General features: G+C 57.4%; 14 protein-coding genes and 1 pseudogene. 6 read left to right on the forward strand and 9 right to left on the reverse strand.

All coding sequences use genetic code 11. From position 1 onward, the window contains the following. Together ABJP42_RS01895 and ABJP42_RS01900 are read left to right on the forward strand one after the other, a co-directional pair. Positions 1-322: YbaB/EbfC family nucleoid-associated protein (locus ABJP42_RS01895; RefSeq protein ID WP_348338208.1), on the forward strand; the 322-nt coding region annotated here is incomplete at its 5' end. Positions 323-911: 589 nt separating this feature from the next. Then, a pseudogene (locus ABJP42_RS01900) lies at positions 912-1,709 on the forward strand (IS5 family transposase); the annotation flags it as partial. Positions 1,710-1,763: 54 nt separating this feature from the next. Here ABJP42_RS01900 and ABJP42_RS01905 read toward each other — a convergent pair. Continuing rightward, positions 1,764-2,072: an RBBP9/YdeN family alpha/beta hydrolase gene (locus ABJP42_RS01905; protein ID WP_348338209.1), complete on the reverse strand. Its 309-nt coding sequence runs from the start codon at positions 2,070-2,072 to the stop codon at positions 1,764-1,766. A 27-nt stretch (positions 2,073-2,099) separates the two neighbouring features. Beyond that, positions 2,100-3,065: a PLP-dependent cysteine synthase family protein gene (locus ABJP42_RS01910; protein WP_348338210.1), complete on the reverse strand. Its 966-nt coding sequence runs from the start codon at positions 3,063-3,065 to the stop codon at positions 2,100-2,102. Positions 3,066-3,170: 105 nt separating this feature from the next. On the opposite strand from ABJP42_RS01910, the gene ABJP42_RS01915 reads away from it, so the two are divergent. Next, positions 3,171-3,539 carry a winged helix-turn-helix transcriptional regulator gene (locus ABJP42_RS01915; RefSeq protein ID WP_348338211.1) on the forward strand — a complete coding sequence of 123 codons (369 nt, stop codon included), beginning with the start codon at positions 3,171-3,173 and terminating at the stop codon, positions 3,537-3,539. A gap of 427 nt (positions 3,540-3,966) precedes the next feature. Here the strand turns inward: ABJP42_RS01915 and ABJP42_RS01920 are convergent, their stop codons facing one another. Then, positions 3,967-4,173 carry a cold-shock protein gene (locus tag ABJP42_RS01920; RefSeq protein WP_009809887.1) on the reverse strand — a complete coding sequence of 69 codons (207 nt, stop codon included), beginning with the start codon at positions 4,171-4,173 and terminating at the stop codon, positions 3,967-3,969. 628 nt (positions 4,174-4,801) lie between these two features. Between ABJP42_RS01920 and recR the strand changes: the two genes are divergently transcribed. Further along, positions 4,802-5,401, forward strand: a complete 600-nt coding sequence (gene recR / locus ABJP42_RS01925; RefSeq protein WP_348338212.1) for a recombination mediator RecR — start codon at positions 4,802-4,804, stop codon at positions 5,399-5,401. A gap of 41 nt (positions 5,402-5,442) precedes the next feature. Here the strand turns inward: recR and ltaE are convergent, their stop codons facing one another. Further along, the gene (gene ltaE / locus ABJP42_RS01930) at positions 5,443-6,495 is read right to left on the reverse strand and encodes a low-specificity L-threonine aldolase (protein WP_348338213.1); all 1,053 of its coding nucleotides are present in this window, start codon (positions 6,493-6,495) and stop codon (positions 5,443-5,445) included. 188 nt (positions 6,496-6,683) lie between these two features. Further along, positions 6,684-7,454 carry a DUF1013 domain-containing protein gene (locus tag ABJP42_RS01935; RefSeq protein ID WP_348338214.1) on the reverse strand — a complete coding sequence of 257 codons (771 nt, stop codon included), beginning with the start codon at positions 7,452-7,454 and terminating at the stop codon, positions 6,684-6,686. A gap of 146 nt (positions 7,455-7,600) precedes the next feature. On the opposite strand from ABJP42_RS01935, the gene ABJP42_RS01940 reads away from it, so the two are divergent. After that, positions 7,601-8,248: a ribonuclease T2 family protein gene (locus ABJP42_RS01940; protein ID WP_348338215.1), complete on the forward strand. Its 648-nt coding sequence runs from the start codon at positions 7,601-7,603 to the stop codon at positions 8,246-8,248. A 100-nt stretch (positions 8,249-8,348) separates the two neighbouring features. Here ABJP42_RS01940 and ABJP42_RS01945 read toward each other — a convergent pair whose 3' ends face one another. The 4 genes from ABJP42_RS01945 to ABJP42_RS01960 all read right to left on the reverse strand — a co-directional run bounded on the left by ABJP42_RS01945 (position 8,349) and on the right by ABJP42_RS01960 (position 11,056). After that, a complete protein-coding gene (locus ABJP42_RS01945; protein ID WP_348338216.1) occupies positions 8,349-9,344 on the reverse strand; it encodes an NAD(P)H-quinone oxidoreductase in 996 nt (331 codons plus the stop codon). Between the two features lie 142 nt (positions 9,345-9,486). Beyond that, positions 9,487-9,693: a helix-turn-helix transcriptional regulator gene (locus ABJP42_RS01950; protein WP_348338217.1), complete on the reverse strand. Its 207-nt coding sequence runs from the start codon at positions 9,691-9,693 to the stop codon at positions 9,487-9,489. 24 nt (positions 9,694-9,717) lie between these two features. Then, positions 9,718-10,137 (reverse strand): hypothetical protein, encoded by a 420-nt coding sequence (locus ABJP42_RS01955; protein WP_348338218.1) that lies wholly within the window; start codon positions 10,135-10,137, stop codon positions 9,718-9,720. A 208-nt stretch (positions 10,138-10,345) separates the two neighbouring features. Further along, positions 10,346-11,056 carry a COQ9 family protein gene (locus ABJP42_RS01960; RefSeq protein WP_348338219.1) on the reverse strand — a complete coding sequence of 237 codons (711 nt, stop codon included), beginning with the start codon at positions 11,054-11,056 and terminating at the stop codon, positions 10,346-10,348. A gap of 153 nt (positions 11,057-11,209) precedes the next feature. Here ABJP42_RS01960 and rpsU point away from each other — a divergent pair, with 153 nt between their 5' ends. Beyond that, positions 11,210-11,416 carry a 30S ribosomal protein S21 gene (gene rpsU / locus ABJP42_RS01965; RefSeq protein ID WP_008207378.1) on the forward strand — a complete coding sequence of 69 codons (207 nt, stop codon included), beginning with the start codon at positions 11,210-11,212 and terminating at the stop codon, positions 11,414-11,416. Positions 11,417-11,723 lie beyond the last annotated feature (307 nt).

Below are 11,723 nucleotides of genomic sequence, written 5' to 3' on the forward strand. Positions count from 1 at the left end.
TGGCGACATGGCCAAGATGATGAAATCGGCACAGGAACTGCAGTCCAAAATGGCGGAGATGCAGGAAGAGCTGCACAATGTCATGGTGGTTGGCGAAGCCGGTGCTGGCCTGGTTAAGGCCACAGCCTCGGCCAAGGGTGAGCTGAAAGAGCTCGACATTGATCCGTCGATCTTTTCCGGTGATGACAAGGAAGTTGTCGAGGACCTGATCCTCGCCGCGATCAAAGACGCCCAGACCAAGGCGACCCTGAAGGCCCAGGAAGAAATGGGCAAGCTGACCGAGAGCATGGGCCTGCCCAAGGATATCCAGCTGCCCTTCTAAAGGCGACTGACGGCTTATGGGCCATCAAAGCAGCGCCTGCGGCTGACCCGTTCTTGCGCATACTACCAAACCAGCCCCGTTCCGAAGCTATCGGTTGGGGGCTGGCGTCTTTTTCTTGCTGTCAGGCATTCTATGCCTCTTGGACTTGTCATTTTGATCTCACCCAAACAGAATGTAGCGCCCAAAAACAAAGACAGTCAAAACTGACGGGTATCGGACTCATTCATAGGAAACCATCTGCCTCCGCAAAAATTTCGGAGATATATGTGTATGTCACAGCATGCCCTGCTCCCTCGATCACTCGGCTTACTTCGTGCCTGTTCCAGTTGTCGAAGCGCAACTTGGCATTCGGAAATGGAATTGTTTTGTCTTGACCGCAAAAATCTCTCGAACCTTGACCTCTGAAGCAGAGATTACTTGATGTTCGTTTCGTTTGGGAGACGCCAACGCACCTTTCAATGATGACAAGAGAGCCTCGACGTATTCTGTGCTCTGCAATTCAGCCGGATGATTGGCTGGGCTCAGGACCTGTTAATCTGATTGAGGTTGTCAGTTCGACGTGATTCAAGCTCCCAAACGGCGGGGTTATATGAGTAATCTTTACTGGCTGAACGGAGATCAAATGGCACGGCTTCGGCCCTGTTTTCCGAAGAGCTACAGTGTGCCACGCGTCGGTGATCGGCGGGTTTTGAGTGGGATTATCTTCATCATTCGCAACGGCTTACGTTGGCCCGATACTCCAAAGGTGCATGGTCCACCCAAGACGCTTTATACTCATTGGAAGCGGTGGAACGAATTGGGTGTTTTTGCCCGGATCATGGAAGGGCTTGCCGCTGAAGCGCCTGACCACAAAACGATTTCAATCGACGCGACTTACCTCTAGGCCCACCGGACAGCTTCCAGCCTGTCACCCAAAAAGGGGCGCGCGGAGGGCTGATCGGGCGTACCAAAGGCGGTATGAACACAAAGCTGCATGCTGTGACTGACACGGCCGGGCGGCCCATCTGGTTCTTCACGACCGTCGGTCACGTAGGCGACGACACCGGGGCGAGAGCTCTTGTGAGTAGCCTGCCAGCAGCCGACAGGCTGCCTGGGGATCGTGGCTATGATGCGGATTGGCTCCGTGAAACCCTTGTAATTATGGGGAAATGGCGCCCTGCATCCCAGGACGAAAATCACGCGGCAAGGCCGTCAAAAATGACAAACGTCGATACAAACGCCGCAATCGCCCCTCTCGTGACAGTGCTGCGCAATGCACTTCCGGGCCGTGATTGAGATCATGTTTGGCCGCTTGAAAGACTGGCGGCGCGTGGCAACCCGCTATGACAGATGCCCCAAGGTGTTCCTGTCTGCCATCGCTCTCGCCGCAACCGTCATATGCTGGTTAGGAGGCCTGAGCCTAACAAGTCGCGGGAAAAATCGGCGAAATCTGGCGCTTCATCTATTGGGAATTTGGTCCATCGGGGTTTGGCACAGCGACCATTGATACCCCTGCGGCGTTCGCTTTGGAACGGTGTAGATACTCTGCCACAAGCAAACAGCCGAGGCTGTGTGCAACTAGGATCGGAGCGCTTGACTGAATCGCCACTGTGTTTTCCAGAGCATCAAGCCAATCGTACAAATCAGGTCTGTCAAAACTCTTCGGTGTAATCCGGTCGTAGTCGCTCGAACTTGCTTCCCAATGTGTTAGCCAATGCCCTTCGCCGGAGCCGCCGTATTCTGGGCTGATTATTTTGGGTGTATCGCTCATGTTTTTTCCTTTGCCCTTTGATCCGTCTCAGGTGCGGGCATTCTCCGCACCTGTGGCGTACACTGCTGTCGATAGGTATTTGACGCCGCTATCACACATGATCGTCACGATTGTTGCGTCACGGCCGAGCTTCATGCCGAGCTTGATTGCAGTCGCCACATTGCCTCCTGTCGATGTTCCGCCAAAAATGCCCTCTGACGCCGCGAGCTTGCGGCACATCGCAATGGCTTCCTGCGTTGATACTGTCGCAATCTCATCAACCAGCGTTTCATCCCAGAGCGGCACGACAAAACCGGCACCTGTCCCCTCAATCTTATGCGCCCCCGACCGTCCCAATGAGAAAACGGGTGATTCAGAGGGCTCAACAGCGACACAATGGATCGCAGCGCTATGGCGGTGTAGCGCTTCCGAATTGCCGCGACTGCAAGCGGCTGTCCCTGTCATTGCAACAAAGGCGTCGAGCGTCCCGCCTGTCTGCTCCCAGATTTCGTCACCCATGCGATGGTAGGCTGAAATTTGATCTGCATTGGAAAGTTGGTTGGTCCAGAAGCCGCCAGTTTCTTCGGTGATCATCCGCGCAGCTTCAACCATGTTGCGTGTAAGAGCCTCGTCCATCTTTCCATTGTCTGATGGAACAATGGTCAAGTCGGCCCCCAAAGCTGCCATGTGGTTTCTTTTTTCCAGACTGAACGCATCTGAGGTCACGATGCTTAGGGTATATCCCTTGGTGGCGCAGATCATGGCAAGCGATACGCCTGTGCTGCCGCCCGTATACTCCACCACGTGACCACCCGGTCTGAGCCGTCCATCGCCCTCTGCCGCCTCGATCATTGCAAGGGCCATACGGTCTTTCATGCTACCAGTTGGGTTTTCTGCTTCGACCTTCAACAAAATTCGTGCGCACCCTTTTGGTCTTATTCCGTCTAGTTCAACCAAGGGCGTTCGACCTATGCGGTTCAGAATCGAAGCGTAAATCTTTGAACCGTTGGTCATTTTGATCTCTTGTTAGTGAAAGGCACCGAAGTTACTTCAATTTTGCAAGTCACAACTAATATGTTAACTTGCTTTTTGCAAGCCACGCATCTCCGAGGACACTCGATGCCAACACTTTTGTACGATGGCCCCAAAAACCATACCTTTCGTTCGCGATGCTCAATTGCGCGAGCATTGGAAATCGTAGGAGACAAATGGACGTTATTGGTCGTTCGGGATTTGATGTGGCACGGCAGGCATACATTCAAAGCCCTGCAAGAAAGCGAGGAACGTATGCCAAGCAACACTCTTGCGGAGCGGCTCCAACGCTTGACCTCATGGGGATTGGTTCAACGCACTCTGTATCAGGAGAATCCCGCCCGCTATGAATATCACCTGACTGACGAAGGCCGTAGCTTTGAACCGGTCCTGTTGGGAATAATGCAGTGGGGTCATGAAAACCTAGAGGGCGGTTTGTTTGACCCCAAAATCTGAAAGCGGATTTTAGCGCAACTCTGGCGAACTGGTGCTTCGTCCGCTTAACGAGTCTTCAAATGTCGACGTCATTAGAGGGCTTCACCAATTGCCATAGCATCGCTTTGGCAGCGCCCGAACCGCCCCCACGGGGCGGGAGCTTTGCTTCCCCCTTCGGATCGGACGCGGTGACTTTGTGAGACGGCTTAATAGCCACTCTACCCGCAAGGCAAATCGCCGAGATGCGTTCTATTCACTGATGCAGTAGCAGGAGCCGCAAGGCAGGAGATTGCTCGAAGGCGTAGGCAGAGAACTCTCACCCTTATAACCCGATCCTGGTCAAATGCCCTTCCAACAGCAGGGCCCGGTCAGAGCGTAAGGGGCGAGCCAACAAAAAACGCGGCCTCCACCAAGGAGACCGCGTCTTTAACTCTCACTCGAAAAAGGCTTAGGCCAGTTCGAGGTTCACAGCGGACTCACGACCGTCGCGGCCGGGTTCGATGTCGAAAGTCACTTTCTGGTTGTCGGCCAGACCGGTCAGACCGGAACGCTCAACGGCAGAAATGTGAACAAATACGTCTTTGCTGCCGCCATCGGGTGCGATGAAGCCGAAGCCTTTGGTCGAGTTAAACCATTTTACGGTGCCTGAAGCCATGTCCGTAATCTCCTGTAATTTGCTGCCCGCGTTGGTGCGACAGCCCGGCGTGGTAGGTCTGGATCGAAAGACTGAACGCCGTAAACGGGAGACAGTGGGTCGAAAAAGAAAAACGTTAGCCCTGCCTATATGCGCGGCGGCGGGTTTTTATTCAAGGGTGAATATAGGTGAAGGGGTGAAGGGGCCTCGTAGAACACGTTTTGAGCGTGTACGGCAGGGTCGGGTGAAAATGCGGATTTTTATCAATTATTTAGGCGGCTTATCCCCCCCACCGCAACGGCTTCAAATCGGACGGTTTTGACTATGATCGCACGCCAGTGACACGCAAGTTTTACGCGGTGATCCGCTTGTGGAATGGAAACCCGCGCCGCCACCACAAAGGGTTTCAGTAGGAAAAACGCCCGCAATTCATTGATTCGAAAGGCGAGAGCAGCCTCTAGGTCAGTAGGCCAGCTAGACCAGCACCTGCTGTTTCCTGCCCGCTTCCAGCCAGTCCACGTCCAGCTCCCGGCCCCTTGTCGAACTTGGCCAGGCTATCTGCGCCACGGCGGTCCTTTTCTACCTGCCCCCCTTGCAGCGCCCCGCCGCTTTGCGCCTATATGCGAGCAGAACAAAGGACCGCACAGATATGACCGACGACAGCACCTCTGATATCGAGCATTTGATTGCCCTGATGGCAAAACTGCCCGGCATGGGGCCGAGGTCGGCGCGGCGGGCGGTGCTGCATCTCATCCGCAAACGGGCATTGCTGCTCACGCCGCTGGCCGAAAGCCTAAGCCAGGTGGCCGCTACCGCGCGCGAATGCCTCAACTGCGGCAATGTCGGCACTGCTGACATCTGCGGCATCTGCACCAACGATGAGCGCGGCAATGGCGAGATCTGCGTGGTTGAAACCGTCTCGGACCTTTGGGCGATGGAGCGGGCGGCAGTGTTCAAAGGGCGCTACCATGTGCTCGGCGGCACCCTGTCGGCACTGGATGCCATTGGTCCCGAAGATCTGCATATCCCCCGACTGGTTGACCGGGTCGCTACCGAGGGCGTGCGCGAGGTCATTCTGGCGCTCAATGCCACCATCGACGGTCAGACCACAGCCCATTACATTGCCGACCAGCTGGAGGGTCAGGTGCAGCTCACCACCCTCGCGCAGGGCGTGCCTATAGGCGGCGAGCTGGATTACCTGGATGATGGTACCATCATTGCCGCCCTCAAGGCCCGCAAGGGGTTATAGCCCGGGCCCGGTGAGCCAGGGCTTGCAGCGCGGCGGGCTTCTCAGCCGTAGAAACGCTGCAGGGCCTGGGTGACCAAATCCAACCCGGCATCGCTGACATCGCGGTGCAGAACCATACGGATCGGACCGCTCTCCCCCGCCCCAATCACCACGTCACTCTCAGCCAAATGCGCCTGCAGTGCAGCATTTCGACCATCCCCAGGGGTGAAAAACACCATATTGCTGGCCTGAGTGACCTCCCCGGCCCCAAAGGCGCCGAGGGTTGCGGCCAGGGCCGCAGCCCGCTGGTGATCCTCCGCCAGGCGCGCCACATTGTGATCCAGCGCATAGAGCCCGGCAGCAGCCAGAAGTCCGGACTGACGCATGCCGCCGCCCAGCATCTTGCGCCAGCGCCGCGCCTTGGCGATCAGATCTTTTGGCCCCACCAGAACCGAGCCCGCCGGTGTGCCCAGACCTTTGGACAGGCAGATCGAAATACTGTCAGGGATCTGCGCCAGATCCTGGGGCTCGCAGCCCAGCGCTGTGATGCCATTGAAAAACCGGGCGCCGTCCAGATGCACCGCAAGTCCGGATGCCCGCGCCGCATCTGCCGAGGCCTTGGTCCGGGCCAGTGAAATCGCCTGCCCATTGTGGGTGTTTTCCAGGGAGAGCAGGCGGCTGATCGCCATGTGGCTGTCATCGGGTTTGACCGCCGCGCTGATCGCATCGTGGCTAAGCCCGCCGTCCGCATCGATGTCCAGAGGGCACAGCGCGATGCCCCCCAGCACAGAGGCCCCCGCCGCCTCATACTTGTTGACGTGGTAATCAACACCCACCAGGATTTCTTCACCGCGCCCACAATGGGCCAGCAGACCAACCAGATTGCTCTGGGTGCCCGTGGGGAGGAACAGACCTGCCTCCTTGCCCAACCGCTCGGCCAGCGAGGCTTCGAGGCGGTTCACCGCCGGGTCTTCGCCGTAGACATCATCGCCAAGTTCCGCAGCCGCAATCGCCGCTATCATCCCCGCATCCGGGCGGGTCACCGTATCGCTGCGCAGATCACAGATCGGCTGATTACGCCCTTTACTCTGACGCAGGCCTGCATATTGGTTCATCGGGCTCTCCTGTTGTTCGCCTTGCTGTTTTCCGTTCCAGCCTAGGAGCGCGTCACAGCAAAAACAAAGAGATCATTGTTTCGGGTACATAAAACCTCAGGTCTGCTGTGATCCCGCGCCAAGAAAAAAGGCCATGCCCCTGCGGACATGACCTTTCAAATTCCAAACGAGGCTGAAAGCCCGGCGGATCAGCCGCGTGGATCGTCCGAGTTATCCTCTTCCTCGTCCGCGTCATCCGCGTCGGGCAGGTTGAAGAAACTATCCGCATCGGCAACCGGATCAGCCGAAAGACGTTCAGCAGCGCCACCACCCAGGGTGAAGCCTTCGAGACCTTCGATGCCGGCAGGGATCTTGGGCTCTGCATCCATACCCAGCGACTGCTCGGTAGAGACCAGCTTGCGGCGCTCGTCGTCGCTCATCACGCCGCCCTCAGCAGCCTTTTTGGCGGCAGCCTTTTGCACGATCGAGTCCAGCTCAGACTGCTTACACAGGCCCAGGGCAACCGGGTCAATCGGCTGCATATTGGAGATGTTCCAATGGGTGCGCTCGCGGATCGACTGGATCGTCGGCTTGGTGGTGCCCACCAGCTTGGCGATCTGGCCATCCGACAATTCGGGGTGGAACTTCACCAGCCAGAGGATCGAATTAGGCCGGTCCTGACGCTTGGATAGGGGCGTATAGCGCGGGCCACGGCGCTTTTCTTCGCCAGCAGCTGCGGCGTTGAATTTGAGCTTCAGCTTGTACAGCGGGTTGGCCTCGGCCTGATCGATCTCTTCCTGGGTCAACTGGTTGTTGGTGACCGGGTCAAAGCCTTTAACGCCGGTGGCCACATCGCCATCGGCAATGCCCTGAATTTCCAACTCGTGCATGCCGACAAAATCCGCGATCTGCTTGAAGCTGATCGTTGTATTGTCCACCAGCCACACTGCGGTGGCCTTGGCCATCAATGGTTTTGCCATCTGCTCATCTCCTAAGCCTACATCCTGCCCCGAAATACAACTTTCCCGCCGCCTGAATTAGGCTGCCCCGGTGATTTGGGGTCGGTTTCCATTGTCGGGGAACTTCACTCCTATATAGTCGCGCTGATTTCATAAGGAAAGAGGCGATGCGCAGGTTCTTGTTTGCAGCCATTTTGGCCTTCACCGGACTGTCTTCCGCTGCCGCCCGGGCAGATGGAGAGGTGGCCGGAGAGTTTGACTACTACGTTCTGGCGCTCAGCTGGTCGCCCAATTGGTGCGAGATCGAAGGCGATGCCAAGGGATCAGATCAATGCGACCCGCGCCATGACCACGGCTGGACCCTGCATGGGCTCTGGCCGCAGTTTCATCGCGGCTGGCCCAGCTATTGCCTCACACCCACCGCACCGCCTCGGCGCAGTGATACAGCCGAAATGGCTGATATCATGGGAACTCCCGGTCTGGCCTGGCATCAGTGGAAGAAACACGGCACCTGCTCTGGCCTCAGCGCCTCCCAATACCTTGACCTGTCGCGCCAAGCCTATGACAGTGTCACCCGTCCAACGATCTTTCGCAAACTGGAGCGCAGCGTGACCCTGCCTGCCAGCCTGGTGGAACAGGCGTTTTTACAGGAAAACCCCGGTTTTGACGCCGACAGCGTCACGGTGACCTGCCGCGATCATCACATCCAGGAAGTGCGCCTGTGCCTATCCAAAGACATGCAGCCGGTGCCCTGTGGCCGCGATGTGGTCAAGGATTGTTCGCTCAAAGACGCGGTATTCACCCCGGTGCGATAGCCCGGCGAGCGGCCCATAGAATCATGAGACCGACGAAAAACCAAACGGCGCGCCCTGAGGCCAAGGCGCGCCGTTCTCATCTTCGCCCCTGGCGGGTAGTTCAGCCAGGCTCGCCTGCGACCTTCAGAACGATCTTGCCGATATGGCCCGAGCTCTCCATCCGGGCATGGGCGGCTGCGGCCTCTTCCAACGGGAACTCGCTGTCCATCACCGGCGAGAGTTTACCTGCCTCGATCAGCGGCCAGACCACCTCAAACAGATCCTGCGCAATACGTGATTTGGCCAGATCGCTTTGCGGGCGCAGGGTTGAGCCGGTGACTGTCAGGCGGCGCGCCATGATCTGGGCAAAGTTCAACTCGGCCTTGGGGCCTGACAGGAAGGCGATATGCACCATCCTTCCATCATCGGCGAGGGCTTTGATATTGCGGGGGATATAATCGCCCCCAACCATGTCGAGGATCAGGTTGGCGCCGCCTTCAGCCCGCAGCACCTCAACAAAATCCTCGCTCTTGTAGTTGATCGCCCGCTCGGCCCCGAGATCCAGGCAGGCCTGGCATTTCTCATCCGAGCCCGCAGTGGTGAAGACCCGTGCGCCCAGCGCTGTGGCCAGCTGAATTGCAGTTGTGCCGATCCCGGAGGACCCGCCATGCACCAAGAAGCGCTCGCCCGCTTCCAGCCCACCCCGGGTGAAGACATTGGACCAGACGGTGAAACATGTCTCTGGCAGGCAGGCTGCTTGCTTAAGGCTCATGCCTGCCGGAATGGGCAGGCAATGGGCCGCCGGGGTCGCGACATATTCAGCGTAGCCACCACCAGGCAGCAGGGCGCAGACCCGATCACCGATTTCCAGTCCAGCGACACCAGCGCCCAGGGCAACCACTTCGCCTGCGGCCTCCAGCCCTGGCAGGTCGCTGGCACCGGGGGGCGGGTTGTAAGCCCCGGCCCGTTGCAGCGCATCCGGGCGATTGACCCCGGCATAGGCCACTTTGAGCACCACCTGGCCATGTTCTGGCACTGGCATTGGGCGTTGGGTCAGAGTCAAAACCTCTGGCCCGCCGGGCTGACTGATCTCCACCGCACGCATCATCTCTGTCATCGGAATTTGTCCTCCTGATCTCTGCTCTCTGCCTATCACCTGACCTAAGGCGCGCAAATAGCAAAGGCGCCGCAGTCTGGCGCCTCTAGTCTCCGTTTAACAAATGCCCTAGTGCGAACTCCACGACGCAAGACTTTCCTAGCTAGTCGGCTTGTTCTTCATCGTCTTGAAAGACCTCCTCGACGGACTTGCCAAACAGCCGCGCAACCCGGAAGGCCAGAGGCAGCGACGGGTCATATTTCCCGTTTTCAATTGCATTTACAGAATTTCTCGACACGCCAAGTCTTTTGCCAAGCTCTTCTTGGGTCCAACGGTGCTCGGCGCGTAAAACGCGAATGGTGTTCTTCATCGTCGCCTCAGAAACTTAGCAAGTTCATCTTTTGGACATCCACCACAGCGCCTGGCCCAAAAGCAATATACTACATTGCAAAAACAGGGTGAAGGTAACCCCCAGACCAAAACCCGTTATGGCCAGATCCGATCCGTCAGCCCCCAACGATGCCAGGTCAGAAATCGCATTCCTGGCTCCAGGGGCAAAGGTCATAAGCATAACGAGGATCAATGAGAGAGGCGTGCCGATGCCTGCCGCCAGGGCAAGACTGAATCTTGTGCTTGCGGCATGGAGTTCGTCCCGGCTCCGAAGAGTAGAGATGACCATCCAACCGCCCCAAGCAATGAACAAAAGCGACAGGCAGACACGCAGAATGTAGGGAATATCCACAACGGCGAGAAAGGCTCCCATTAAGAGTATGGCGATGGCCATCGCGGCCTGGGATGGAACAGAGGCAGACATGCACAGCTTCCTTTTCTAAATGAAAAGCAAACTTGTCATGATTCGCCCTGACTGTAAACCATCAGCAAGCGGCTGCCCTGCGAACTTGTGATGCTTTTTAACCTGGCCTCAGTCCCAACATCACCTCCGGCCAGAGCCGAAACGCCCCCTGGCCGAGGACAAGACAACTCACTGGTCTGGCTGGCAGGTTTCTTTGAGGTCTACCAAGTCACCGCCGAGGGGTCAGAGATCCCGGCAGATCATCCCGCTCGGCAGGGCGCTTGATCTGCGACGACAACCATTCTGGCCCCGCCAGCAAAGGCTTGAGCAGAGAGTTCTTGCGCAGGTCAGCCTTGACCTTTTCAAACTGCATCACATTGTCGATGCGGCGATCCAGAAAGGCCCAAGTCGCCTCGTGGCCCGGACTGTCATCGCCGAGCCAATAGAGCAGGGTTGAGGAATAGACACCCGAAAGGATGGTGCGCTTGCTGTACCAATTGAGATCATCGGAGCTGTCCCCCAAGGCGGTCCAGATCGAATCGCAGGTGCCCCAAACCGCCTTGGCGCCATCCGCCGCGTGATGTGGCAGCGCAAAAAACGTTACCCCACGGCGCACGGCTTCTTTGTCTTCGGCGACCTCTAACCGGTAGCGCACCATGGCGGCAATCCGGTCGCGAAACCGCAGCTCTGACAGATCGGTCTCTGCCAACCGCGCCAACATCGCGCGATCGCCGCGCCGGTGATAGGCTAGGGCCAGATCCACAGCATCGCGCGGGTAAATCGCCCTTGCCAGCACCGGGTTGGCGTCACAATCGGCAATCGCCGCTGCAAATGTCGCCTCGGACCAGCCATCAAACACCACATGGTTCAGCGCCGCATCCAGCAACTGACCCGCAAGGTCACTGCTGCCCGAATCTGTCTGATCTGTCTGGCTGCTCATGGGGGTCTCCCGATATGAAAATGATCCGTCTCCCGCGCATACATGGGGAGTCGCGCCTTACTATCACAGTACTAGACAACAAACAGGAGCTTTGCTATATGGCCACTTCCTGCAAATCCTTGCAACTCTATCTAGAAAGGTGGTGAAAACCACATGCAGGTTAGTGTTCGTGACAACAATGTCGATCAGGCGCTCCGCGCTCTGAAGAAAAAGCTGCAGCGTGAAGGCGTCTTCCGCGAAATGAAGCTCAAGCAACATTTCGAGAAACCGTCCGAGAAAAAAGCGCGCGAGAAAGCTGAAGCGATCCGCCGTGCCCGTAAACTGGCACGTAAGAAAGCACAGCGCGAAGGTATGCTTTAAGCACCCTTCTATCGGCCTTTTGGCTGCCAGATCTTCTGGACACATAGTTGATGACCCCCGCGCCCTGGGCTCGGGGGTTTGTCATTTTTGGGACCCTGCGCTTTCGCTCCCTGTTGGCCAGCTCGGCCACCACTCCCAGCGCCCTTGCATAGCAGCCCAGGCACAACAGGCCTGGCACAGCCGACCACGCCGCCCCACCTATAAGGGCGAAGAATCGCGCAATGCTAAACTTTAGCGTGCATCATGCGCGCAATTCATTCTATACTTTTCTTATTGGGCGACACCTTCAGGTTTCCCCGCCCATGTT

Source organism: Pseudophaeobacter sp. (genome assembly GCF_039971195.1).
Lineage (GTDB): Bacteria > Pseudomonadota > Alphaproteobacteria > Rhodobacterales > Rhodobacteraceae > Pseudophaeobacter.